Below are 24,840 nucleotides of genomic sequence, written 5' to 3' on the forward strand. Positions count from 1 at the left end.
ATGACCGGTATTTTCGGGGATGTGCCTCTGGCCGGCTTCTCGACGTTTGGTGAAATCCTCGGTTTGAACCTTAACCAGACACTCACGGCGATTTTCTTCTTCAGGGTCACCAAGGGCGCCGTTTTTGTTGATGAGTACGTCGATCACTTCATCGCCCACCATGGCGAGTTCAAAGCCTTTTTCCTGCGCCGCCAGATCAAGAAGCTGGCGGGCCTGAACCATGTCGTGGTCAAGCAGATCATGGCGTTCAAGATGAATGACTTCAGCAGCGCCTTGGACACTCGCGGCCTGGACCAGACGATCTTGCCGGTGTTCGACGGCCTGACGGACCTGGGCCAGGTATTGGCGCAGGCCAGCCAGCAACAAGCGCTGATGGCGACGCAAATCAAGCATTACTCCGGCGAACTGCACCTGTCGATGGATGACCTGACGGGCACGATCGACCGGCAAAACAGCGTGGCCGAGCAGGCCGGCACCACCGTCGAGCAGCTTGCCACGCAAGCGGGTGAAGCGGTGGTCGGTGCCCGTGCGCTCGCCAGCTCGAGCTTGCGTATCCAGTCGATCGTACAGGTCATCCAGCAAATCGCCGGTCAGACCAACCTGTTGGCCCTCAACGCTGCCATCGAAGCAGCGCGGGCCGGTGAGATGGGCAGAGGCTTTGCGGTGGTGGCCGATGAGGTCCGCAAGCTTGCGGAAATCACCCGTCAGAATGCCGCGGAAATCGGCGTGGACATCGATCTGCTCTCGACGGAGATCCAAGGCGTCGCCCAACAGATCGAAGACCAATCCGTTGCCGTAAGCGCCCTGCGGGAGATGCTCGATGCCCTGGAAGACTCCAGCCGTACCACCGAAGGCACGGCACAACGCACGAAGGCCATCGCCGACACCTTGACCGGGCTGACCCACGCCAATGCTTGAGGCCGAGTCGCCCCGATGATGGATCGAAATTGAGCGATCAGCACACGTCCCCTTGTGGGAGCGAGCTTGCTCGCGATGACGTCGGCACAGTCAATCACCGCAAACTGATCTACCGCTATCGCGAGCAAGCTCGCTCCCACAGGGAGTTTGTGGTTGTTCACAGGCGTCACCGTCAGGGAATCAACATCTGCACCTGCCCCGGCACGACGATCTTGATCACCCCGGCCCAGGAGCACATCAAGGTGCTGTTGGCATCGATGGCCGGCATGTTGCCCAGCAACAGGGTCGGGGCGCCGCCAGGGATCCATGGGGCCGCAGTGGCCGGGATGCAGGGCATGGGGGTCAGCACGCCCAGGGCCGCCGCGGTGGCGGCGGCCACGGTGGGGTTCGCCAGGCTCATGCACATGCCGAAGGTGGTGATGTTTACCAGCGGGATGTGATCCATGATGTTCGCCGCCGGCATCCCGCCGGTCAGCAGGCGATTGACCGGCAGCACATTGAGCACCGCCGGGGCGGCGCCGAAGCTGCATTGCAGGGTCGCGGTGCTACAGACTTGCGGGCATCCCATCGCGGTGGCTCCTTTGACAGCGACTCCCCGAACCATAGCTCGCCCGCTTCCGACGCGCACGCCGCCATGCATCAAGCCCGCTGATTATCCAGCAACACGCTAACCTATAAGACCCTGGCGTGCTTGTGACGCCTCCCACGCGCCATTAGATTAGCCAATGATCGATGGCCTCCAAAATAAGCAGAAGGGATAAGCATGGCGTTTACTGATCAGTCCACCCGCGTGCGCGACGGTGAAGAACTCGATGCCAACCTGATCGACCCGTACCTCAAGGCCCACATTCCCGGCCTCACCGGCCTGCCACGGATCAGCCAGTTTCCCGGTGGCGCATCGAACCTGACCTACCTGCTGGAATACCCCGAACAGGAATTCGTCCTGCGTCGGCCGCCGTTCGGCCACAAGGCCAAGTCCGCCCACGACATGGGCCGTGAGTTCCGCATCCTCAACCAATTGCGCGAAGCGTTCCCGTACTGCCCCAAAGCCTATGTGCACTGCACTGACGAGTCGGTGATGGGCGCCGAGTTCTACGTGATGGAACGGGTCAAGGGCATCATCCTGCGCTCCGACCTGCCGCCGGAGCTGGGTTTCGACGCCGCCCGCACCGAAGCGCTGTGCAAGAGCTTCATCGACCGGCTCGTCGAACTGCACCGCGTCGACTACACCGCTTGCGGCCTGGCCGACCTGGGCAAGCCCGAAGGCTACGTGGCCCGGCAGATCCGTGGCTGGAGCGACCGCTACGAAAAAGCCCTGACCCCCGATGCGCCGAAATGGGAGACGGTCAAGGCCTGGCTCAACGACAAGATGCCCGCCGACCACCCCACCTCGAGCATCGTCCACAACGACTATCGCTTCGACAACGTGATCCTCGACCCGGAGAACCCGATGCAGATCATCGGCGTGCTGGACTGGGAATTGACCACCCTGGGCGACCCGTTGATGGACCTGGGCAACAGCCTCGCCTACTGGATCGAGGCGGACGACCCGGCGCCGGTACAACTGATGCGCCGCCAGCCGAGCCACGCCCCCGGCATGCTGACCCGCCGCGAATTCGTCGATTACTACGCCGAGCGCGCCGGGATCCGCATCGACAACTTCGACTTCTACTACACCTACGGCCTGTTCCGCCTGGCCGGGATCGTCCAGCAGATCTACTACCGCTTCTTCCACGGCCAGACCCAGGACAAACGCTTCGCGCAGTTCGTTCAGATGAACAAACTGCTGGAGCAGATGAGCCTGCAGGTCATCGGTAAATCCACGCTCTGAGCGCCCCATCACAAGGAAACAGCATGTCCAAGACCCAGTTGTTCGACCTCGACGGTAAAATCGCCTTCGTTTCCGGCGCCAGCCGCGGCATCGGCGAAGCCATCGCCAAACTGCTGGCCCAGCAAGGCGCCCATGTGATCGTGTCCAGCCGCAAGCTCGACGGTTGCCAGCACGTGGCCGATGCGATCATCGCCGCCGGCGGCAAGGCCACCGCCATCGCCTGCCACATCGGGGAAATGGAGCAGATCAGCCAGGTGTTCGCCGGTATCCGCGAACAGTTCGGGCGCCTGGACATCCTGGTGAACAACGCCGCCACCAACCCGCAGTTCTGCAATGTCCTGGACACCGACCTGGGTGCGTTCCAGAAAACCGTGGACGTGAACATCCGCGGCTATTTCTTCATGTCGGTGGAAGCCGGCAAGCTGATGCGCGAGAACGGCGGCGGCAGCATCATCAACGTGGCGTCGATCAACGGCATCTCGCCGGGGATCTTCCAGGGCATCTATTCGGTGACCAAGGCCGCGGTGATCAACATGACCAAGGTCTTCGCCAAGGAATGCGCGCAGTTCGGCATCCGCTGCAACGCCCTGCTGCCGGGCCTGACCGACACCAAGTTCGCCTCGGCGCTGGTCAAGAACGACGCCATCTTGAAAACCGCACTGGCGCAGATCCCTCTCAAGCGCGTGGCCGACCCGAGCGAAATGGCCGGCGCGGTGCTGTACCTGGCCAGCGATGCATCGAGCTACACCACGGGCGTGGCGTTGAATGTGGATGGTGGGTTCCTGTCCTGATAGCGAACGCCATGGCAGACTTGTGAGAACCCTGTGGGAGCGAGCTTGCTCGCGATGGCGGAGTGTCAGTGAAAAAGATCTTGGCTGACACTCCGTCATCGCGAGCAAGCTCGCTCCCACAAGGGATCCTCTGCGATCGTAAAATGAATATTTATTCCAACATTTGCAATTTGAGAATATTTATTCCATAAAGAGCCCTCTGAAAATAACAATTCAAAGGGCTCTTTCTCATGCGTGAACTCGGCATCGGTCTGATTGGCACCGGCTTCATGGGCCGTGCCCATGCCTTGGCGTTCCACAATGCCAGGGCGGTGTTCGACCTCCCCCTGAACCTGACACTCGCGGCCCTGGCCGACGCCGATCCACAGCGTGCCCGGCAGTGCGCCCAGAGTTGGGGGTTCGAGACGGCCCACAGTGACTGGCAACAGCTGATCGACGACCCCAAGGTCAACCTGATCGCCATCACCACACCCAACCACCTGCACTTCCCGATGGCCATGGCGGCGTTGGCGGCGGGCAAGCCGGTCTATTGTGAAAAGCCCCTGGCGGTGTCCCTGGAGCAGGCCGAGCAGATGCGCCAGGCGGCCAAGGCCGCGGGGGTGGTGACGCGGGTCGGCTACAACTACCAGCACAACCCGATCATCCAACTGGCGCGGGACATGATCCAGCGCGGCGAACTGGGACAGATCATCAGCTTCCAGGGTGAGTTCAGCGAAGACTTCATGGCCGATCCCGCTTCGCCGTGGTCATGGCGTTGCGAAGCGACCCACGCCGGTGGCGCACTGGCCGACCTGGGCAGCCACTTGCTGGCCATGGCCCGGCACTTGTTGGGCGATGTCGAGGCCGTGTGCGCCGACAGCCAGACCGTGCATCACCAACGCCCTGCCAGCGCCGGCAATGCCGAACAACGGGCCATCGCGGTGGACGACCACATCCACGGGCTGCTGCGTTTCGCCAATGGCGCCCGAGGCACGGTGAGCAGCAGTTGGCTCAAGCATGGCTACAAGAACCATCTGAGTTTCGAGATCAGCGGCACCCTCGGCACATTGGCCTTCGATCAGGAACGGCTCAATGAACTGCGCCTGTGTCGCGCCGGCCAGCCAGGTTTCCAACGCCTGCTGGCCGGTCCGGACCTGCCCGGCTATGCCGCATTCAGCCCCGCCGCCGGACACCAGTTGGGCTACAACGAATTGAAGACACTGGAGGTGCAGGAACTGATCATGGCCCTCGCTGGCGAAGGCGGCAGCGGCACGGACTTCGACGAGGCCTGGGAAGTGGAACGGCTGGCGGCAGCGATACGCATCGCGGCGCGGGAGGAGCGTTGGGTCAAGGTCAGCGAGTTATAACCGCTCACTTCAGCGAACACCTTTGTGGCGAGGGAGCTTGCCCCCGCTGGCTGTCTAGGAGCTGTGTAGGAGCTGCCGAGTGAAACGAGGCTGCGATCTTTCCCAAGACACTTGAATCTCAAGCAAAAGATCAAAAGATCAAAAGATCGCAGCCTTCGGCAGCTCCTACCGCAACCCAGCGGGAGCAAGCTCCCTCGCCACGGGGGAGCGCGTTCACTGGGTTTGCAATTGAACCAACCGCCCCGCCAACGCCTTGGCCTGGCTCGCCACGTCGGTCACGGCGGTGCTTTCCCACCACATCCCCCGCAGTGGCGGGCCCATGGCGAACAGGCGCTCGGCGGGTTCGCCTCGAGCATCCAGCACCGCACCATCGGCGCGGGCGGCGATGCCCAAGGCCAGCGGCCCCGGCTGGATCAGCCCCCGGGCCAGCAGTTGTTGCGGCAACGGCCGTGCAACGCGGCGCCAGTCATATTCAATGCCACTGGAGTTGATCAGCGCGGCGCCCTGCACCACTTCCAGTCCTGCCTCGCCCCGGCGACGGATGCGAACACCCACTGTGCCCTCGGGAGACGACGCCAACCCCTTGAACGACGCCGCCTGGATCCGCAACCGCCCTTCCCCATGCAAACGCGCCACCAACTCCGCACTCAACGGTGGCGAACGATGGTGATGACTCTCCCACCACGGCCGCACATGCCGCACGAACTGTCGGCGCTGCAGGTCACTGGCCTGGTTCCACAAGCGCCCGATATGCGCACGCACGGTGTCCAGCGGCGCTTGCCAATCGATGCCTTGAGCTTGGGCCTGGCGGCATTGCTCACGCAGGGCGCGCATCAACTGGCGTGGCGAACGCAGGCCGTGATCTTCGGCGAGGAAATCCACCCAGGCCGGCGGCTGGCGGCGCACGTGTGGCAACAGCCCATGGCGGGAAAACACTTCGATGGGGCCACGGTGCCCGGCCTGTTCCAGGGACACCACGGCATCGACCATGGTCAGGCCCGAGCCGATGATCAACACCGTGGACTGCGGGTCGAGCTGGCGCATCGCAGCCACATCCCAGGGATCCAGGGCTGCGGCATTCAAGCCGCTGGATTCGGTTTGCGGGGTGCGCGCCGCCGGGAACATGCCGGTGGCCAGCACCGCGAAACCGCCTCGCAAGACTTGGCCGTCGGCGAGCGTAACCATCACGGCATCGTCGGCAAGCCGCAGGTCCACAGCCTCCCCGCGCACATGCTCGGCGGTCGAACCGTTTCGTGCGCCCAACTCACGGGCCTCGGCCAGGCGTTGCTGCACATACAGGCCAAAGATTCCCCGGGGCGGGAACAACTCGCTGATCGGCACGTGCTGCTGATCCGACTCGGGCCAGCCGCCAGCCTCGATGAATGCGGTGAGCCATTGGGTCAGGTCGTCGGCGTTGTCCGGATCGACGCTCATGCGCGCCGCATTGCCGTTCAAGGTGTGCCCCAGTTCCACGGCACTGTAGGCCTCGCCCCGGCCCAGCTCGCTGCGCGGCTCGACGATCAGCACCTCGCGCCGGCCCGGCAGGCGCAGCAATTGCGCGGCCAGCATGGCACCGCTCAGGCCGCCACCGATAATCAGGATGTCGGCTTCGCGGATGAGGCCACTCCCCTGTCGTTCCAGCGCTGTGTCCATACCGCTCTCCCCAGGAATCAAATCACCACGTTGCGTACGAATCTCGCCGCCACCGGGCCATCGTTGCGATAGGCATGGGGCTGGTTGCTGGCGAACATGAAAAACTCACCGGCGCCAATGCGGCGCTCCTCGCTGCCCAACAGCAGGGTCAGGCAACCCTCGAAGACATAGAGCTGCTCGCTCCAGCCGTCGGCGTCAGGCTCTGAGGGGTAATGCTCGCCGGGCTCCAGGCGCCATTCCCAAAGCTCGACTTCACGGCTGGCGGTGGCCTTGGCCAGCAATACGGCCTTGCTGCCGGGGATGGTGCCGGCCCAGGCCAGTTCGTTGATGCGGCTCGGGTCACGCGCCTCGGGGGCCTGGATCAGATCGCTGAAGGCCACGTCGAGGGCTTCGGCGACACGGTCGAGGGTGGTCAGGCTGACGTTCTTTTCCCCCGCCTCGATGGCCACCAGCATGCGCCGGCTGACCCCGGACAATTCCGCCAGCGCGGTCTGGCTGAGCTGCGCGGCATGGCGCAGGCGGCGGATGTTCTGGCTGACGTGTTGCAGGACGGACGCCCGCTGGCCAATATTTCTGTGCACTATATTGCTCACATGCTAGGGCTGCGCATTATACTGCCCAACTTCGGACGCATTGTGCGTCCGCCTCAAGTGGCGCGCAAGGTCATGGCATCGGTGAATTCTCCTCAAGCTTCCTCCCGGTTCTCCCGGTTCAGCAAGGCCGAATGCGTGCTGGTGCTGATCACCATGATCTGGGGTGGGACGTTCTTGCTGGTACAGCACGCCATGACGGTCAGCGGACCGATGTTTTTCGTCGGCCTGCGCTTCGCGGCCGCCGCCGCGTTCGTCGCACTGTTTTCCTGGCGGCACCTGCGCGACCTGACGCTGTTCGAACTCAAGGCCGGGTGTTTCATCGGTGTGGCGATCATGCTCGGCTACGGTTTGCAGACCGTCGGCCTGCAAACCATCCCCAGCAGCCAGTCGGCGTTCATCACCGCGCTTTACGTGCCGTTCGTACCGTTGCTGCAATGGCTGGTGCTGGGCCGTCGCCCTGGGCTGATGCCCAGCATCGGCATCATGCTGGCGTTCACCGGCTTGATGCTGGTGTCGGGGCCGGCGGGCGCTTCATTGAATTTCAGCCCCGGTGAAATCGCCACGTTGATCAGCGCCATCGCGATTGCCGCTGAGATCATCCTGATCAGCGCCTATGCCGGCCAGGTCGACGTGCGCCGGGTGACCGTGGTGCAACTGGCGAGCACGGCGGTGCTGGCGTTCCTGATGGTGGTGCCGACCCAGGAAGCGATCCCGGATTTTTCCCTGTTGCTGCTGGTCAGTGCCGTGGGCCTGGGGGCCGCCAGCGCCGCGATCCAGGTGGCGATGAACTGGGCGCAGAAAAGCGTCTCGCCGACCCGCGCCACGCTGATCTATGCCGGCGAACCGGTGTGGGCCGGCATCGCCGGGCGCCTGGCCGGCGAGCGGCTGCCAGCGATCGCGTTGTTCGGCGCGGCGCTGATCGTGGCGGCGGTAATTGTCAGTGAACTGAAGACCCGCAGAAAAGATGTCGTCGAGGTGGGTGAGGTGCTTGAGCACGAACAGTGAGGCCGGGGGCGTTTGAGCCTGTGTAGGAGCTGACGAGTGCAACGAGGCTGCGATCTTTCCCCAGACACTTGAATCCCAAGCGAAAGATCAAAAGATCGCAGCCTTCGGCAGCTCCTACACAAGCCCGGCGGGAGCACGCTCCCTCGCCGCGGATGATGTTTAGCGCGCAAAGTCAGAAAACTCAATCTACCTTGTAGGATTCTGCGACACCCTCACGGTTGGTGATCGGGAATACGCCACGTATGATCCCTCACAACCTCCCGCCGAATAGAAGCCTATGTCACTGATAGTTCTATTGCTTTTGCCCTTCATCGGCAGCTGTGTCGCGGCGCTGCTGCCGCATAACGCCCGTAACGCCGAATCACTGCTGGCCGGCCTCGTGGCCCTGGCCGGCACCGTTCAGGTGGCCTTGCTGTACCCGCAGATCGCCGACGGCGGCGTGATCCGCGAGCACTATGCCTGGTTGCCCAGCCTGGGCCTGGATTTCGTGCTGCGCCTGGACGGGTTCGCCTGGCTGTTTTCGTTGCTGGTGCTGGGCATCGGTACGCTGGTGTCGCTGTACGCTCGCTATTACATGTCGCCGGACGATCCGGTGCCGCGCTTCTTCGCCTTTTTCCTGGCGTTCATGGGGGCCATGCTCGGGCTGGTGATCTCCGGCAACCTGATCCAGATGGTGTTCTTCTGGGAACTGACCAGCCTGTTCTCCTTCCTGTTGATCGGCTACTGGCACCACCGCTCCGACGCGCGGCGCGGTGCCTATATGGCATTGATGGTAACCGGTGCCGGCGGGCTTTGCCTGTTGGCGGGGGTGATGCTGCTCGGCCATGTCGTGGGCAGCTATGAGCTGGACAAGGTCCTGGCCGCCGGCGACCTGATCCGTGCCCATGCCCTCTACCCCATCCTGTTGCCGCTGATCCTGATCGGCGCCCTGAGCAAAAGCGCGCAATTCCCTTTCCACTTCTGGCTTCCCCACGCCATGGCCGCCCCCACGCCGGTTTCGGCGTACCTGCACTCGGCGACCATGGTCAAGGCAGGGGTGTTCCTGCTGGCGCGGTTATGGCCGTCGCTGTCGGGCAGTGAAGAATGGTTCTATATCGTCAGCGGCGCGGGGGCCTGTACCTTGCTGCTGGGCGCCTACTGCGCCATGTTTCAGAACGACCTCAAGGGTTTGCTGGCCTACTCCACCATCAGCCACCTCGGGCTGATCACCCTGCTGCTGGGCCTGAACAGTCCACTGGCGGCCGTGGCGGCGGTGTTCCATATCCTCAACCATGCCACCTTCAAGGCCTCCTTGTTCATGGCCGCCGGGATCATCGACCACGAAAGCGGCACCCGGGACATTCGCAAGCTCAGCGGCCTGGTGCGGCTGATTCCGTTCACCGCCACCCTGGCCATGGTCGCCAGCGCAGCGATGGCCGGGGTGCCGCTGCTCAATGGTTTCCTGTCCAAGGAGATGTTCTTCGCCGAGACGGTGTTCATTTCCGCCACCGCCTGGGTCGAGCTGGCCCTGCCGATCATCGCCACCATCGCCGGGACGTTCAGCGTCGCCTACTCCCTGCGCTTCACCGTGGATGTGTTCTTCGGCCCCACCGCCACCGACCTGCCTCATACCCCCCACGAACCACCACGCTGGATGCGCGCACCGGTGGAGTTGCTGGTGTTCACCTGCCTGTTGGTGGGGATTTTTCCGGCCCAGGTGGTCGGCTCCTTGCTCGCCGCCGCCGCATTGCCCGTGGTGGGCGGCACGCTGCCCGAGTACAGCCTGGCGATCTGGCACGGCCTGAACGCACCGATGATCATGAGCCTGGTGGCGATGTCCGGCGGCATCGTCCTGTACCTGTTGCTGCGCAATCAGTTCCGGCAAGGCCACATCAAGCACCCGCCGTTCATTGGCCGACTCAGCGGCAAGCGCCTGTTCGAGCGCTGCCTGGTGCTGATGATGCGCCAGGGCCGGCGCCTGGAGCGACGGATCAGCACCCGCCGCCTGCAGGCCCAGTTGTTCTGGCTGGTCCTGGCCGCCGTGCTCGCCGGGCTGATCCCGATGCTGCACAGCACGCTGGTCTGGGGCGACCGGCCGAAGATCCCCGGCTCCATCGTTTTCGTCACCTTGTGGCTGCTGGCAATCATCTGTGCCTTGGGGGCGGCCTGGCAGGCCAAGTATCACCGGCTCGCGGCCCTGACCATGGTCAGCGTTTGCGGCTTGATGACCTGCGTGACCTTCGTCTGGTTCTCCGCCCCCGACCTGGCCTTGACGCAACTGGTGGTGGAAGTGGTGACCACGGTGCTGATCCTGCTGGGCCTGCGCTGGCTGCCACGGCGGATCGAGGACGTCTCGCCACTGCCCAACAGCGAGCGGCGCGCGCGCATCCGGCGCCTGCGGGACTTGCTGCTGTCCATCGCGGTGGGCGGCGGCATGGCGTTGCTGTCCTACGCCATGCTGACGCGGCAAACGCCCAACGACATTTCATCGTTCTACTTGAGCCGCGCCCTGCCCGAAGGCGGCGGCAGCAATGTGGTGAACGTGATGCTGGTGGACTTCCGCGGCTTCGACACCCTGGGGGAAATCACCGTACTGGTGGCGGTGGCCCTGGCGGTGTTCGCCCTGCTGCGACGCTTCCGCCCGCCCAAGGAAAGCATGCAACTGCCGGCGCAACAGCGCCTGCTGGCACCGGACGTGGTCACCGACCTGGTCAACCCGCGCCATGCCAGCGACACCGCCTTGGGGTTCATGATGGTGCCATCGGTGCTGGTGCGCCTGCTGCTGCCCATTGCCCTGGTGGTGTCGTTCTACCTGTTCATGCGCGGCCACAACCAACCCGGTGGCGGCTTCGTGGCCGGGTTGGTGATGTCCGTGGCGTTCATCCTGCAATACATGGTCGCCGGCACCCAGTGGGTCGAGGCGCAGATGAGCCTGCGACCGCTGCGCTGGATGGGCACCGGGCTGTTGTTCGCCACGGCCACCGGCCTGGGGGCGATGGCCGTGGGTTATCCGTTCCTGACCACCCACACCTGGCACTTCGAATTGCCGTTGCTGGGTGACATTCACCTGGCCAGCGCGCTGTTCTTCGACATTGGCGTGTACGCCGTGGTGGTCGGTTCCACCCTGTTGATCCTCACCGCCCTGGCTCACCAGTCGGTGCGCGCCCATAAGCCGGGCCTGCAAGCCAAACCCATCGCCCCCGTCAAAGGAGCCACCGTCTGATGGAAGAAGTCATCGCAATCGCAATCGGCGTACTGGCCGCCTCCGGCGTCTGGCTGGTGCTGCGGCCACGGACCTTCCAGGTGGTCATGGGCCTGTGCCTGCTGTCCTATGGCGTCAACCTGTTCATCTTCAGCATGGGCAGCCTGTTCATCGGCAAGGAACCGATCATCAAGGACGGCGTGCCCCAGGACCTGCTGCACTACACCGACCCGCTGCCCCAGGCCCTGGTGCTGACCGCCATCGTGATCAGCTTCGCCATGACCGCGCTGTTCCTGGTGGTGCTGCTGGCGTCCCGGGGCCTGACCGGTACCGACCATGTGGACGGTCGGGAGCCCAAGGAATGATCGTGACGCCCCATCTGATCGCCGCACCCATCCTGCTGCCGCTGCTGACCGCCGCGGTGATGCTGATGCTGGGCGAGAAGCACCGCCCGCTCAAGGCCCGGATCAACCTGTTTTCCAGCCTGCTGGGCCTGGGCATCGCCGTGCTGTTGCTCTACTGGACCCAGGACCAGGCCTTGCCCGCCTCCATTGGCGTGTACCTGCCCGGCAATTGGCAGGCGCCGTTCGGCATCGTCCTGGTGGTCGATCGCCTGTCGGCGCTGATGCTGGTACTGACCGGCATCATCGGCGTCAGCGCCCTGCTCTTCGCCACGGCCCGCTGGGACCGCGCCGGTGCCAGTTTCCATGCGCTGTTCCAGATCCAGTTGATGGGCCTCTACGGTGCCTTCCTGACGGCGGACCTGTTCAACCTGTTCGTGTTCTTCGAAGTGCTGCTGGCGGCTTCCTACGGCCTGATGCTGCACGGCTCGGGCCGGGCGCGAGTGTCGTCGGGCCTGCATTACATCTCCATCAATCTGCTGGCCTCATCGTTGTTCCTGATCGGCGCGGCGCTGATCTATGGCGTCACCGGCACATTGAACATGGCCGACCTGGCCCTGAAAATCCCGCTGGTGCCGGAGGCCGACCGCGGTTTGCTGCACGCCGGGGCAGGGATTCTCGCGGTAGCGTTCCTGGCCAAGGCCGGCATGTGGCCGCTGAACTTCTGGCTGGTGCCGGCCTATAGCGCCGCCAGCGCACCGGTGGCGGCGCTGTTTGCGATCATGACCAAGGTCGGCGTCTACACGCTCCTGCGCCTGTGGACGCTGCTGTTCTCCGGCCAGGCCGGCGCCTCGGCGTATTTCGGCGCCGACTGGCTGGTCTACGGCGGCATGGCGACCATCGTCTGCGCCGCCATCGCCATTCTCGCCGCCCAGCGCCTGGAGCGCATGGCGAGCCTGAGCATCCTGGTCTCGGCCGGGATCCTGTTGTCGGCCATCGGCTTCGCCCAACCGAACCTGGTGGGTGCGGCGCTGTTCTATCTGGTGAGTTCGACCCTGGCACTGTGTGCGCTGTTCTTGCTGGCCGAACTGATCGAACGTTCGCGCTCGGCCAATGAACTGTCCCTGGACGACGACTTCGATACCTTGCCGCGACCGCTGGAATCCTTGCAGCCGCCCAAGGGCATCAACCTCGATGACGAGCAAAAAGCCGTGGTCGGGCAGGTGATTCCCTGGACCATGGCCTTCCTTGGCTTGAGCTTTATCTTCTGCGCGCTGTTGATCATCGGCATGCCGCCGCTCTCGGGTTTCATCGGCAAGTTGAGCCTGCTCAGTGCCCTGCTCAATCCCCAGGGGCTCGAGGCCAGCGCCGGGGCGCCGGTGTCGAACCAGGCGTGGGGCTTGTTGGCGTTGTTGATCCTGTCGGGGCTGGCCTCGTTGATCGCCTTCTCGCGCCTGGGCATCCAGCGCTTCTGGACGCCGCAAGAGCGACCCTCGCCGTTGCTGCGGCCGTTCGAATGCCTGCCGATCGTCGTGCTGCTGGGCCTGGGCATCGCCCTGACCTTCAAGGCCGAGCCGTTGCTGCGCTATACCCAATCCGCTGCCGATGCGCTGAACAATCCGGAACATTACGTGATGTCGGTACTTGCCACCCGCGCCGTGCCCAGCCCCGAAACCCGCGCCGCGTTGCGGGAGGTGCAGCCATGAAGCGCCTGTTTCCCGCCCCCTGGTTGTCCCTGGCGCTGTGCTTGCTGTGGCTGCTGTTGAACGTGTCCCTCAGCGCCGGCCACCTGTTGCTGGGCGCTGCCCTGGGGTTCCTGGCTCCGTTGATGATGCGCCCATTGCGCCCGCGACCGATCCGCATCCGCCGGCCGTGGGTGGTATTGCGGTTGTTCCTGCTGGTAGGCCGCGACGTGCTGGTGTCCAACCTGGCGGTGGCCTGGGGAGTGCTGAACGCTGGCCGGCGGCCACCCCGCTCGCAGTTCATCAAGGTGCCGCTGGACCTACGCGATGCCAACGGCCTGGCTGCGCTGTCGATGATCACCACGGTGATTCCCGGGACCGTCTGGTCGGAACTGGCCCTGGATCGCAGCATCCTGTTGATGCACGTGTTCGACCTAGCCGACGAGGCGTCCTTCATCGCGCATTTCAAGGCCACCTACGAGCGCCCGTTGATGGAGATTTTCGAATGAGCCCGTTGCTGTCCAATGCGATCCTGTTGAGCCTGTTCCTGTTCTCCCTGGCGATGGTGTTGACCCTGTGGCGGTTGTTCAAGGGCCCTTCGGCCCAGGATCGGGTACTGGCCCTGGACTACCTGTATATCGTGGCGATGCTGATGATGCTGGTGCTGGGCATCCGTTATGCCAGTGACACCTATTTCGAGGCGGCGCTGCTGATCGCCCTGTTCGGCTTTGTCGGCTCGTTCGCCCTGGCCAAGTTCCTGCTGCGTGGCGAGGTGATCGAATGAACGGCGAACTGTCGATGTGGGTTGAAATCCCGGTGGCGATCCTGCTGGTGCTCAGCAGCCTCTTCGCCCTGGCCGGGGCGATCGGCCTGGTGCGCTTGAAGGATTTTTTCCAGCGCATGCACCCGCCGGCCCTGGCCTCCACGTTGGGGGCCTGGTGCGTGGCGCTGGCCTCGATCGTGTATTTTTCGGCACTCAAGTCCGGGCCGGTGTTGCATGCCTGGCTGATCCCGATCCTGCTGTCCATCACCGTGCCGGTGACCACTCTGCTGCTGGCCCGGGCAGCGTTGTTCCGCAAGCGCATGGCCGGGGATGATGTGCCGGCGGAAGTGAGCAGTAGACGGACAGAGGACGGTATCTAACCCGGTGAGGTAAAGCTAAGCCCCTGAGCCGGACACAGTTGTGGCGAGGGGATTTATCCCCGCTCGAGTGCGCAGCGCTCGCCAGACTCTCGATTCAAATACAAAAATTTGGGGCCGCTTCGCAGCCCAGCGGGGATAAATCCCCTCGCCACAAACCACCGCATCACTCAAACCCATTTGCACCGCACTGCCGTTCAAGCCCACGCCACCGTCAGCAACCCCGCCCCGAGCACCACGCACAACGGCGAATAGACCCAGGTGTCGAGCCTGGCGAACGTCGAGCCCTTGACCTCCTTGAAGAAGCCCACCAGGTTCGACTCGCCAATGGCCCGGGCGAACATCAGCAAGGCGATCGCACTGATCAGCCACTGCAACGCCCGATGGGTGACCGGCTGGGCCAGCAGGCCGCCACGCAGGCACACCAGCAGCGCAATCATCAATAGCGCCAGGGCGACCAGCAACGTCAGCCAGCCCGAGGGGTCGAACGCCGGTCGCAGCGCCTCCCCCTGCCTCACCGGCACCTGGGGCACCACCGCCAGGGCTGCCCACCGCCCACCCAGGGCCCAATACAAATGAATCAAGCTGATGGTCGCAAACACTGCGACCAGCGACCGAGCCAATAAAAGCGTCATTCGCCAGCCTCCTGAAAAAGGTTGAACAATCATCCTAGCTCGAATTTGGCATTTCGCTGGACGGGCGCAGGTTGCCAGTTTCCAGTGAATGATTCATTGCCCAGGATCAAGCGTTCAACCCGCTGGCACATGCGCGCCTAGAGGCTGGCGGACACCTTGTCGGCGACCTCCTTGGGCAACCAGGCCTGCCAGACCTCAGGATGGGCCTTGAGGAACGCCTCGGCGGCTTCACGGGGTGGCGTGCGCTTCTCGCTCATGTCGGCCAGGGTCTTGTTCAACGGCTCGATGGGCAAGTCGACCTTGCTGAAGAACTCGGCAATCTCCGGGTACTGCTTCTGGAACGGCGCCGAGACACCGATCGACAGCTTCGAGGCCAGTGAACGGGTCGGCTTCGGGTTGGGGTTATCGGCGTCGGTCAGGGTCTTCCAGGCCTCGGCATCGAACGGCGGCTCTTGCAGCTGCACCAGCTTGAAACGCCCGAGCAGCGGCGTGGGCGACCAATAGTAAAACAGGATCGGCTTGCCCCGGCGGATCGTCGAGCTGATTTCCGCATCCAGCGCCGCCCCCGAGCCGCTGCGAAAATTCACGTAGCTGTCCGACAAGCCATACGCCTTGAGCTTCTGTTTGTTGACCACCTCGGAGGTCCAGCCGATGGGGCTGTTGAGGAAGCGGCCCTTGTCAGGGCTCTCCGGGTCCTTGAACACGTGTTTGTAGCGCGCCAGGTCTTCGACGCTGCGCAGGTCCGGCGCCAGGGGCTTGATGCCCTTGGCCGGGTCGCCCTTGATGACGTACTCGGGCACCCACCAGCCTTCGGTCGCGCCTTTGACCGTATCGCCCAAGGCGACCACCTTGCCCTCGGCCTCGGCCTTGACCCACACGGGGCTGCGGCCGGCCCATTCTTCGCCGATCACCTGTATGTCGTTGTTGGCCAGGGCGGTTTCCAGGGTAATGGTGGTGCCGGGCAATGTATCGGTCTGCAATCCATAGCCCTTTTCAACGATGACTCGCAGGATATCGGTGATCAGGCTGCCACTTTCCCAGTTCAAGTCGGCAAAGTGGATCGGCGCTGTGGCGGCCGACACCGGAAGGGGTGAAACCAACACAGCGAAGGTGGCCCAGGCAGCCAGCCACTGTCGAACTCGTTTCATGCTTTGCACCTCATGCCAGATACAGCAATAGCTGAACGGCCCTGCGTAACCGAACGCAAGCCCCTGAATAGTTCAGTCAATTGACTGTAGCCGAGGTTCCAGCGAGTTCTTGCGAAACTGTCAGTGGTTTGGGCGCACGGGCTCCAAAACGGTCACTCACTGGCCTTGAAAGTCACCAGCTCGCCCTTGCGCCACTTGGCGGCCTTGGCGGTCACCGCCTTCAAGGTCTTGGTCAAGCCTTCCTGCAACTGCTCGTTGGCCGCAAACACGGTCACCACGCTGTGGCCTTCCTTGAACAGGATGGCGTGGCCACCCGGGGTCGTAACGAAGGCGTAATCGCCCAGGCCATAGACCGTCAGCTTGATTTCGCGAAAGCGGATTTCAAACTTGCCACCTTCGCGGCTGGGCAATACCGCTGCACGAAAATGATCACCGACCTTGAGCTCGAGCCTGGGCTTGTCATCGACCACCAGGGCCGACTCGGTGTCGATTTCGGCGACATAAATACCTTCGGCGGTCTGCTCGGTGATGTAGACGAAACGTGATTGGAATTGTTTGACCAGTTTTGCCCGCAGGTCACCAAGTACAAACAACGCATGCATGTCGAGATTACTTACTGCCAAGGAAACATCCCCATTTTTGAAAAAGACCCGCCCTGCGCAAAGGACGGACCACGAGAACCCGTACCGACTGTAGTGTCGTAATGGACCTGTCACTGAAATTCGAAATGAACGGCGCGCCCCTGTCCCGGGCCGAGAGCAGACTAAAGGTTGCCGCTCTCGCCGTCTTTCCCGGGGGGTCGCCAGAGGCTGAAGGAAAACACCACTCTGAGCATCGGAAAAGATGGGACTACTAACTTTAGGGAAATTTCTCACTTAAAAAAGCATTTTTCTGACATCGAGCCCAAAAAAAATTGCTTTAGATAGGCGCAACCGTCCACACGACGCTGCCGATTCTAGAGTAGCCGAAGGCGTGGAGACTACTCGAAGTACCCGGCAATTCGTCGGTAAACCATGAAAAGGAATTCACAATGGCCACTTTCACCACCCAAGCCCTCCCCGCCGCCCCGTGCATCGTTGAACCAGCCAACAGCCCTGACGGAGCCGATTGCCTGCCAATTTCGTTGATTCAACCGCGTTATCGGGTGGTCTTGGCCGGCAAGTGTTTTTTTCACATTGAAGAAACATCGACTGGACGTGTAAGAGGATTCCGCACCGACCATAACGAGGCCTGCTACCTGGCCAGACGCCTCGAAAACAGCGCCTGAAACGCTTTCGTGCCCGTCCATGCGTTAACTCAGCCGCCGACGGGCAACTGCTGCCATACTGCCCGCCCAGCGAAGACCGTCTTAAATCGGCGGATCGCGCACCCATAATGGTTCGAGGAGAAGGCGCGACGTGACGGAATTTGATATTGGCGAGTTTTTTATCCGGGGCGAAGCCAGAGAAGTCGAAGGCGAGTTCCAGGCCGTCATCGTGATGCGTGCCAAGCCACCGTTGACCACCGTCAGTTGCCACCAGGTGGAAAAGGATCGCTGGTTCAAGACTTCGCTGCTCGCGGCCGAGGCGGCCAGGGAAGCAGCCAGGGCGTTGAAGGCCGCCGTGGATGAAGGGGCGTTGAAAGCCTGATTCCAATCGAACTCCTGGTGACCGCTTGCCTCAGATAAAGGTAAGCCCCGAGGCGCCACGACGGCGCCCCCACCCAAAGGAGACTTCCATGGAACAACCTTCCCACGAACTCAGCACTCTGTTCGACCAACTCGGCCTGCCCTCGGACGGCAAAGCCATCGACGATTTCATCGTCGCACACCCATTGGCGCCGGAGATCAAGCTGGTGGAAGCCGACTTCTGGTCGGACCAGCAAAAAGACCTGCTGCGAGAATGGCTGCTCGCCGACGGCGAAGAGGCAGTGCTGGTGGATCAACTGAATGTGCGGCTGCACGACGGTAAATAGCCGCCAGACCTTTGGCCACGGACAAGACTGCTATGGCAGCCAGGACCTTTGACTGAGTGCAAGGCTGCTCTTGTGGCCTACCAAAGGATGCATGTGGCGAGGGGATTTATCCCCGCTCGGCTGCGCAGCAGTCGCCCTCAAGCGCTGTTGGCTCGGTGTGTCAGGCTAGCTGCGTCCAGCCTTTTTTAGGGCTGCTGCGCAGCCCAACGGGGATAAATCCCCTCGCCACAAAGGCGTCCTGCCACATCGATGCCGTTCCGGCCTAACGCGGCTTCTCGGGTTTGTAGCCCAACCGCAAACCACCCCAATGACGCCCCTTGAGCATGATCGGCACGGAAAGATCGTGCATCAGTTCTCCCGTGTCGCGGGTGTAGGTCTGGAGCAATACAGGTTGTTGGTGGCTGCCACAACGAATCCCGGTGCGATCGGAAAATTTGCGCTTGGTGCGGTTATTGAGCGTATCCACCTGGGGATCGCCGGTCAGTGGCTGGCTGAACGCCTTGTTGTGGGTCGGCACGTAGCCCTGCTGGGTGCAGGCAATCGCAAACACCAGCCCCTCGTGGCGGGCCAGCAACGGCTCCTGGATCGCCGGCAGGACCTGGTCGGTGTAGCGGTCGAAACGGGTCTGGAATTTGGCCGGTTGGGTATTGGGGATCGGCTGGTAATTACGGTCGAACAGGTCCTCCAGGCTGACACGGCCCTGGTCGATGTCGGCCTCGAACTGCGCGGCGATCTGGCTCGCCCCTTCCCGCGCCAGGTCGTAGACCCGCTGGTGATAATCGTCGAGCCCCACCTCGGCCAGGCGTTCGCTGATGGTTTCGGCCTGGCCTTCCATCTGCACCGCCGCCTCGGCCAGGCGCTGGGTCTGCTGGTCGCTGATGGACAGGTCGCTGCGCATCTGCTCGATGGCGTGGAACAGGCTGTCGAGTTGTTCGCGGTTGGTGTCGGTACCCTGGGCGATGGCGCTGACCTGGGTCTCGACCCCTTCTGCAAGCCTGGCAATGTTTTCCAGGTGCTGGCCGGTGTGCTCCACCTGCTGCACACCGCTGTCCAGGTCAGCGGCCAATTGACGGATCTGCTCCACCACCTGGGTCGTGCGCTGCTGGATGTCGGCCACCATCACCCCGACTTCGCCGGTCGCCGCGGCGGTGCGCCCGGCCAGGCCGCGGACCTCATCGGCCACCACCGCGAACCCACGGCCATGCTCACCGGCGCGAGCCGCCTCGATGGCTGCGTTCAGCGCCAGCAGGTTGGTCTGGCTGGCAATCGATTGGATCACCAGGCTGACTCGCTGGATTTCATCGCTGCGTACACTCAAGGCTTCGATCAACTCACGGCTGTCATTCGCGCGCTGGCTGAGCTGATGCATGCGGCTGATCGACTCTACCAGTTCGCTACGCCCGGCCACGCTGCTGCGATGGGCCTCGCTGGCAGCGCTCAAGGCCTGCTGGCTGAGTTGCGAAGTGGCCTGTTCGGTGGCGATCATCGATTCGGCATTGCTGACGATCTGCGCCGCCGCATCGAGTTGGGATTGGACCTTGCCGGCCAGTTGCTTGACCGAATAGGCAACGCCGGCCGCCGACAGCGCGTTATGGCTGGTGGTGTAGGACAGATCGCGGGTCAGCTCGGCCAATGGGTCGGTCGTGGATGCGGGGGCCACGGCCACGCGCGAACGCAGGCGCGGCAACCAGACGATGAGCATGACCAGCGGCAGGCCCAGGTACAGCGACCAGCCACCCAGGGCCATGCCGCACAGCAGCAAGGCCAGGGAGAGGCTCTGCAAGGTCGGCGTCAGCCAGCGCGCCGCGCTTTTTGTCACAGGTTCCGAGGCCGGCACCGCACCCGCCAGCGTTCCGTCTGTCGCCATGTTCGTCACCCACACTCTCGTTGTTATGACCTCATTAAACGCCACTACCGAGCCATTATCCATGGTCCATTAGTCGTGTTCTTGCAGTAGGTCAACGGAAGTAGACGAACAGGCACGGGCGAAAGCAAAAGATCGCGGCCTTCGTCAAAAGGTCGCGATCTTTTTTCGGAAAACGCGAATCAGGCCTGACGCTGGTGCTTGTCGATCTGTTCGTGACGTTCCTGGGCTTCGATGCAGTACTTGGTGGTCGGGCTGATCAGCAGGCGCTTGAGGCCGATCGGCTCGCCGCTGTCGTCGCACCAGCCGAAGCTGTCGTCGTTGATACGGTCCAGGGCCTGCTCCAGTTGAGGCAGCATGCGCTGGTCGCGATCGATGGCGTTGACCAGCCAGGTACGCTCTTCTTCTACGGAAGCAGCGTCCGCCGGGTCGGCCGGAGTGTCCAGGCTTTCAATGGCGATTCGGTTCTGTTCGATGCGCTCGTGGGTTTCGACCTTCATGTTCTGCAACAGCTTGGTGAAGAAAGCCAGCTGCTCGGCATTCATGTAGTCATCCGCCGGCATGGCCAGCAACTTTTCCTTTGTCATTGATTTCTCTATAAAAAAACGTGCATTAAGGCGAATTATGGAGCGTCCCGCAGCGCAGCTGCCACGCTCATCGGGAAAGGCGCCGTCTATTCCAAGCGCCACCCGGCACTCAATTTACGAGGGGCGGCAGTCTAAGGCCGAGTCGAGGCCTCAGCAACTGAAAACATAGGGAAAATGTCCGACAACCCCCTCAAATGTTCTCTGACAGGCTTTTGGCAGTCATCGGAGTGCGTTTATAACAAGAAATTCGCTGCAATAGCTGTATTAAGAAGACAAATGGCAACGCCACGCGGGTCAGGCGTGGCGCTTTGTCGCAACACCAGGGGATCAGCGCTTGAGTTTACGCTTGTTGCGGTACTGGTCGATGACCACCGCCACCACGATGATCAAGCCCTTGATGATGTCCTGGATATAGGCATCGACGCCGACGAAGGTAAAGCCGCTGGCCATCACCCCGAGAATCAGTGCCCCGATCACGGTCCCGGTGATGCGCCCCACCCCGCCTGCCAGGCTGGTGCCGCCGATCACAGCCGCCGCAATCGCATCCAGCTCGTAGGACATGCCCATGCCCGCCTGCCCGGTCGCCGCTCGCGCCGAAGCCACCACGCCGGCCAGGCCCGCCAGCAGCCCGGCAATGCTGTAGACGATCACCAGATGGCGCTTGACGTTGATGCCCGAGGTCCGCGCCGCCTGCATGTTGCCGCCAATGGCGTAGGTGTACTTGCCATACTTGGTGTAGCGCAGGGCGATGTGGAAGATCACCGCCACCACCAGGAAGATGATCACCGGCATGGCGCCATGGCCGATGGCGGTGTAGGAATCGGACAACATGCTCACCGGCTGGCCTTCGGTGTAGTAGCGCGCCAGGCCACGGGCCGAGACCATCATGCCGAGGGTGGCAATGAATGGCGGGATGCCGGTAATGGCAATGATGCTGCCGTTGATCGCCCCGGCCAGCAGCCCCACCCCGAGCCCCGCCACCACCGGTATCCACACCGGCAAATCCGTCAGCGAGGGAAACACCGCCCGGGCGAAGTCCGACGTCTGGGCCAGGCTGGCGGCGATCATGGCCGACAGTGCCAGCACCGAGCCGGACGACAAGTCGATACCGGTGGTGATGATCACCTGGGTCACGCCAATGGCCAGCAGGCCGATGATCGATACTTGCAGGATCATCAACACCAGGCGCTGGGAGTTCATCAGGAAACTCTGGTCACGCATGATCCAGCCGAACATTTCGAACACCAGGCCGATGCCGATCAGCACCAGGAAGATGCTCAATTCCGTCGGCAGGCGCCGCCGGGACCTGGTCGATGCGGCCGCGGGTTTGTTTTCCAGTATTGCGTTCATAGCCACTTACCTTTTTTATCTGGACTGACGAGCATCAGGACAGGCCCGAAGCCAGTTGCATCACTCGTTCCTGGGTCGCTTCGCTGCGGTCGAGGGTGCCCATCAGGTCACCTTCGTGCATCACCATCACCCGGTCGCTCATGCCCAACACTTCCGGCAGTTCCGAGGAAATCATGATCACCGCCATGCCTTCGCTGGCGAGGTAGGAAATCAGCCGATAGATTTCGGCCTTGGCGCCCACATCGATGCCGCGGGTCGGCTCGTCGAGAATCAGGATGCGCGGGTTGGTCATCAGCCAGCGCGCCAGCAGCGCCTTCTGCTGGTTGCCGCCGGACAAGGTGTCGATGCACTGTTCCAGCGACGGGGTCTTGACCCGCAGCTTCTTGCACATGTCCTCACACAAGGTGCGCAGGGCTTTCTGCTGGATGAAACCGTTGCCGACGTAATGGGGCAGCACCGCCATCTCCATGTTCTCCAGCACCGACAGGCACGGGAACAGGCCGCTGAGCTTGCGGTCCTCGGTCAACAGCGCGAAGCCCTTCTCGATGGCCATGTGGGGGTCGCTGATGCGCACGGGTTGGCCGTCCAGCCGGATCTCGCCGCCAGTGCTCGGGGTCACGCCGAAAATCGCCTCGGCCACGTTGGTCCGGCCCGAGCCCATCAACCCGGCGATGCCCAGGATCTCCCCCGCGTGCAGGTCGAAGGACACACCTTTGAAAATGCCGTCCAGACTCAAGTCGCGCACCGACAGCACCAACTCACCGATGGGTTGCTCCCGCACCGGGAACAACTGGCTCAGTTCGCGCCCGACCATCATCGAAATCAGGCTATCGCCATCCATGCTGTCGGCCCGTTGCAGGCCGATGTAGGCGCCGTCGCGAAACACCGCCACTTCATCGGCGATGGCGAACACTTCGTTCATCTTGTGGGTGATGTAGATGATGCCCTTCCCCTGGGACTTGAGGTCGGCAATGATCGAGAACAGGTGGGCGACTTCGGTCTCGGTGATGGCCGAGGTCGGCTCGTCCATGATCAGGATGTCGGAGTCATACGAGACGGCCTTGGCAATCTCCACCATCTGCCGCTCGGCGATGCTCAGGTTGCCCACCTGCTCCTCGGGATCGAGCTTGATGCGCAGGCGTTCCAGCAGCCGGGCGGTGCAACGGTGCATCTCGCCATGGTCGACCATGTGCAGGCCGTTGAGCTGCTCGCGGCCGATCCAGATGTTTTCGGCGATGCTCATGTGGGGCATCAGGTTCAATTCCTGATGGATCATCGCAATGCCGGCCTGCAACGCCGCGAGCGGCGTGTCGAACGTCACCGGCTTGCCGCGTAGGCGCAGTTCACCGGCGTCGGGCTGGTAGATGCCGGCGATGATCTTCATCAAGGTGGATTTGCCCGCACCGTTCTCGCCCATCAGGGCCAGCACGGAACCGGGGCGTACCCGCAATTGGACATCGGACAGGGCCACCACACCGGGAAAGCCCTTGCTGACATTGACGACTTCCAGCAGGTACGGCTCATCAAGTGATACATCCGGCCGGAAAGTCATGGCCGGGGCGCTCGAAGCAGTCGCTGAAGCGAACATGATCAGGTACTCCCTCGGCAAGGTCGGCGTTGCGACCTTGCCTGCTTATTATTGTGGTGGGGCCGGGTTGAACGTCACTTGAACTGATCGACGTTTTCCGGTGTGATCAGGCGGTACGGCACCCAGACGGCCTGCTCGACCGGCTGCTTCTTGACCATTTTCACCGCCGTGTCGATCGAGCCATCGGCCTGGCCCTTGGCGTCCTGGAACACCGAGACCGCCATTTCGCCTTTCTTGATGGCGTTCAAACCGTCCGGCGTGCCATCGACCCCGGCGATCAATACCGTACCCGGCTTAGTGCCCGCTTGCTTGAGTGCCATCGCGGCGCCAATGGCCATCTCGTCGTTGTTGGCCACCACCGCCTGGAACTCGGTGCCCTGGGTCAGCCAGTCGCCGACCACATTCATACTCTTGTCCCTCAACCAAGTGGCAGTCTGCCGTTCCTTGAGCTTGATATTCGGGTAATTCTTCAACACGTCCTCAACGCCCTTGGTGCGGTTGGTGGTGGAGTTGTTGGCCAGGTCACCCAAGAGGATCACGATGTCGCCCTTGCCGCCCATCTTGTCGGCCAGGTATTGCATCTGCATGCGACCGGCTTCCAGGTCGTCGGAGGCAACGGTGACCACGCCTGCCGGCAGTTTCAGGTCGTCGGGGCGGCGATTGACGTAGACCAGCGGGATGCCGGCGGCCACGGCGGCCTTGGTGATGCGCTGGGTCGCGGCGGTGTCCACCGGGTTGACGATGATTGCGTCGACCTTCTGGCTGATGAAGCTTTCCACCTGGCTCAGCTGCTTGACCACGTCGCTGCGGGCATCTTCGAACTGCAGGGTCACGCCGTCCGGCAGGGACTTGGCTTTCTTGTCCATGGATTCGCGCAGGTAGGTCAACCAGGTGTCATCGAACTGGGACATGCTGACGCCGATCTTCAGGTCCGCCAGGGCAGCGCCGCTGGTGAGCATCAACGACAGGGCCAGCGAGGCGATACGGGTCTTGGTCTTCATGAACGGTCTTTCTCCACTTTTTTGTTGGTTTTATGGATAAGGCGTAGCGGATCAGGAACGGGGCAAACGCACGATGGGCGCGCCGGGCATGCAACAGACCACGGCGCCGTTGCGCTGGATACACAGGGATTCGAACAGGGGAAAGACTGCGGACAGGCGCAGCAGACGTGGCAGGTGAAACGCAGAGCGGCTGAAGGTTTTCATCGACGGTACCTAGCTGTGTTTCTTGTTTT

The 24,840-nt window shown here is 62.7% G+C and carries 26 protein-coding genes; 14 read left to right on the plus strand and 12 right to left on the minus strand.

From position 1 onward, the window contains the following. Complete coding sequence (locus BLQ55_RS32755) at window positions 1-918, plus strand: methyl-accepting chemotaxis protein (RefSeq protein ID WP_371128519.1); 918 nt, start codon at window positions 1-3, stop codon at window positions 916-918. Between the two features lie 172 nt (window positions 919-1,090). On the opposite strand, the gene BLQ55_RS04450 is transcribed toward BLQ55_RS32755, so the two are convergent. Next, on the minus strand, window positions 1,091-1,486 hold the full coding sequence (locus BLQ55_RS04450) for a DUF4280 domain-containing protein (RefSeq protein WP_092204865.1): 396 nt from the start codon (window positions 1,484-1,486) through the stop codon (window positions 1,091-1,093). Between the two features lie 195 nt (window positions 1,487-1,681). On the opposite strand from BLQ55_RS04450, the gene BLQ55_RS04455 reads away from it, so the two are divergent. The 3 genes from BLQ55_RS04455 (at window position 1,682) to BLQ55_RS04465 (ending at window position 4,886) form a co-directional block, all read left to right on the plus strand. After that, window positions 1,682-2,749: a phosphotransferase family protein gene (locus BLQ55_RS04455; protein WP_092252603.1), complete on the plus strand. Its 1,068-nt coding sequence runs from the start codon at window positions 1,682-1,684 to the stop codon at window positions 2,747-2,749. Window positions 2,750-2,772: 23 nt separating this feature from the next. Next, window positions 2,773-3,540 (plus strand): SDR family oxidoreductase, encoded by a 768-nt coding sequence (locus BLQ55_RS04460; protein ID WP_003180553.1) that lies wholly within the window; start codon window positions 2,773-2,775, stop codon window positions 3,538-3,540. 230 nt (window positions 3,541-3,770) lie between these two features. Next, window positions 3,771-4,886 (plus strand): Gfo/Idh/MocA family protein, encoded by a 1,116-nt coding sequence (locus BLQ55_RS04465; protein ID WP_092252605.1) that lies wholly within the window; start codon window positions 3,771-3,773, stop codon window positions 4,884-4,886. A 213-nt stretch (window positions 4,887-5,099) separates the two neighbouring features. On the opposite strand, the gene BLQ55_RS04470 is transcribed toward BLQ55_RS04465, so the two are convergent. Then, window positions 5,100-6,539 (minus strand): FAD/NAD(P)-binding protein, encoded by a 1,440-nt coding sequence (locus tag BLQ55_RS04470; protein ID WP_092252607.1) that lies wholly within the window; start codon window positions 6,537-6,539, stop codon window positions 5,100-5,102. A 17-nt stretch (window positions 6,540-6,556) separates the two neighbouring features. Continuing rightward, window positions 6,557-7,132, minus strand: coding sequence for a helix-turn-helix domain-containing protein (locus BLQ55_RS04475; RefSeq protein ID WP_371128513.1), 576 nt, complete (start codon window positions 7,130-7,132; stop codon window positions 6,557-6,559). Here BLQ55_RS04475 and BLQ55_RS04480 point away from each other — a divergent pair, their 5' ends adjacent. The 7 genes from BLQ55_RS04480 (at window position 7,133) to BLQ55_RS04510 (ending at window position 14,484) form a co-directional block, all read left to right on the plus strand. Next, window positions 7,133-8,137: a DMT family transporter gene (locus BLQ55_RS04480; protein ID WP_175497009.1), complete on the plus strand. Its 1,005-nt coding sequence runs from the start codon at window positions 7,133-7,135 to the stop codon at window positions 8,135-8,137. 277 nt (window positions 8,138-8,414) lie between these two features. Next, entirely contained in the window at window positions 8,415-11,339 is a 2,925-nt protein-coding gene (locus tag BLQ55_RS04485) for a monovalent cation/H+ antiporter subunit A (protein ID WP_092204859.1), read from the plus strand. Further along, window positions 11,339-11,683, plus strand: a complete 345-nt coding sequence (locus BLQ55_RS04490; RefSeq protein ID WP_003202835.1) for a Na+/H+ antiporter subunit C — start codon at window positions 11,339-11,341, stop codon at window positions 11,681-11,683. The genes BLQ55_RS04485 and BLQ55_RS04490 overlap by 1 nt, the downstream gene beginning before the upstream one ends. Then, on the plus strand, window positions 11,680-13,365 hold the full coding sequence (locus BLQ55_RS04495; RefSeq protein ID WP_092204858.1) for a monovalent cation/H+ antiporter subunit D: 1,686 nt from the start codon (window positions 11,680-11,682) through the stop codon (window positions 13,363-13,365). The genes BLQ55_RS04490 and BLQ55_RS04495 overlap by 4 nt, the downstream gene beginning before the upstream one ends. Further along, window positions 13,362-13,850, plus strand: coding sequence for a Na+/H+ antiporter subunit E (locus tag BLQ55_RS04500; RefSeq protein WP_092252611.1), 489 nt, complete (start codon window positions 13,362-13,364; stop codon window positions 13,848-13,850). Before BLQ55_RS04495 ends, BLQ55_RS04500 begins: the two co-directional genes overlap by 4 nt. Further along, entirely contained in the window at window positions 13,847-14,125 is a 279-nt protein-coding gene (locus BLQ55_RS04505; RefSeq protein WP_003202841.1) for a K+/H+ antiporter subunit F, read from the plus strand. Before BLQ55_RS04500 ends, BLQ55_RS04505 begins: the two co-directional genes overlap by 4 nt. Continuing rightward, window positions 14,122-14,484, plus strand: a complete 363-nt coding sequence (locus BLQ55_RS04510; RefSeq protein ID WP_092252613.1) for a Na+/H+ antiporter subunit G — start codon at window positions 14,122-14,124, stop codon at window positions 14,482-14,484. The genes BLQ55_RS04505 and BLQ55_RS04510 overlap by 4 nt, the downstream gene beginning before the upstream one ends. A gap of 194 nt (window positions 14,485-14,678) precedes the next feature. Here BLQ55_RS04510 and BLQ55_RS04515 read toward each other — a convergent pair whose 3' ends face one another. From BLQ55_RS04515 to BLQ55_RS04525, 3 genes are all read right to left on the minus strand, one after another. After that, window positions 14,679-15,116 carry a DUF3995 domain-containing protein gene (locus BLQ55_RS04515; RefSeq protein ID WP_092204856.1) on the minus strand — a complete coding sequence of 146 codons (438 nt, stop codon included), beginning with the start codon at window positions 15,114-15,116 and terminating at the stop codon, window positions 14,679-14,681. Between the two features lie 137 nt (window positions 15,117-15,253). After that, window positions 15,254-16,264, minus strand: coding sequence for an ABC transporter substrate-binding protein (locus BLQ55_RS04520; RefSeq protein ID WP_092204855.1), 1,011 nt, complete (start codon window positions 16,262-16,264; stop codon window positions 15,254-15,256). 152 nt (window positions 16,265-16,416) lie between these two features. After that, window positions 16,417-16,866: a hypothetical protein gene (locus BLQ55_RS04525; RefSeq protein ID WP_060741745.1), complete on the minus strand. Its 450-nt coding sequence runs from the start codon at window positions 16,864-16,866 to the stop codon at window positions 16,417-16,419. Between the two features lie 428 nt (window positions 16,867-17,294). Between BLQ55_RS04525 and BLQ55_RS04530 the strand changes: the two genes are divergently transcribed. The 3 genes from BLQ55_RS04530 (at window position 17,295) to BLQ55_RS04540 (ending at window position 18,217) form a co-directional block, all read left to right on the plus strand. Further along, window positions 17,295-17,531: a hypothetical protein gene (locus BLQ55_RS04530; RefSeq protein WP_092252615.1), complete on the plus strand. Its 237-nt coding sequence runs from the start codon at window positions 17,295-17,297 to the stop codon at window positions 17,529-17,531. 130 nt (window positions 17,532-17,661) lie between these two features. Next, on the plus strand, window positions 17,662-17,892 hold the full coding sequence (locus BLQ55_RS04535) for a hypothetical protein (RefSeq protein WP_092204853.1): 231 nt from the start codon (window positions 17,662-17,664) through the stop codon (window positions 17,890-17,892). Window positions 17,893-17,980: 88 nt separating this feature from the next. Then, complete coding sequence (locus BLQ55_RS04540; protein ID WP_092204852.1) at window positions 17,981-18,217, plus strand: DUF2789 family protein; 237 nt, start codon at window positions 17,981-17,983, stop codon at window positions 18,215-18,217. Between the two features lie 262 nt (window positions 18,218-18,479). On the opposite strand, the gene BLQ55_RS04545 is transcribed toward BLQ55_RS04540, so the two are convergent. The 6 genes from BLQ55_RS04545 to BLQ55_RS32125 form a co-directional block, all read right to left on the minus strand. Further along, the gene (locus BLQ55_RS04545) at window positions 18,480-20,147 is read right to left on the minus strand and encodes a methyl-accepting chemotaxis protein (protein WP_371128514.1); all 1,668 of its coding nucleotides are present in this window, start codon (window positions 20,145-20,147) and stop codon (window positions 18,480-18,482) included. A gap of 116 nt (window positions 20,148-20,263) precedes the next feature. Then, window positions 20,264-20,668 carry a TraR/DksA family transcriptional regulator gene (locus BLQ55_RS04550; RefSeq protein ID WP_003202859.1) on the minus strand — a complete coding sequence of 135 codons (405 nt, stop codon included), beginning with the start codon at window positions 20,666-20,668 and terminating at the stop codon, window positions 20,264-20,266. Between the two features lie 327 nt (window positions 20,669-20,995). Beyond that, a complete protein-coding gene (locus tag BLQ55_RS04555) occupies window positions 20,996-22,018 on the minus strand; it encodes an ABC transporter permease (protein ID WP_092204850.1) in 1,023 nt (340 codons plus the stop codon). A 34-nt stretch (window positions 22,019-22,052) separates the two neighbouring features. Further along, window positions 22,053-23,606, minus strand: coding sequence for a sugar ABC transporter ATP-binding protein (locus BLQ55_RS04560; RefSeq protein WP_092252618.1), 1,554 nt, complete (start codon window positions 23,604-23,606; stop codon window positions 22,053-22,055). Window positions 23,607-23,680: 74 nt separating this feature from the next. Next, on the minus strand, window positions 23,681-24,607 hold the full coding sequence (locus tag BLQ55_RS04565) for a sugar ABC transporter substrate-binding protein (RefSeq protein WP_092252620.1): 927 nt from the start codon (window positions 24,605-24,607) through the stop codon (window positions 23,681-23,683). 51 nt (window positions 24,608-24,658) lie between these two features. Beyond that, entirely contained in the window at window positions 24,659-24,811 is a 153-nt protein-coding gene (locus BLQ55_RS32125) for a hypothetical protein (protein ID WP_170842345.1), read from the minus strand. Window positions 24,812-24,840 lie beyond the last annotated feature (29 nt).

It is taken from the genome of Pseudomonas sp. NFACC13-1 (assembly GCF_900104425.1).
Lineage (GTDB): Bacteria > Pseudomonadota > Gammaproteobacteria > Pseudomonadales > Pseudomonadaceae > Aquipseudomonas > Aquipseudomonas fluorescens_AA.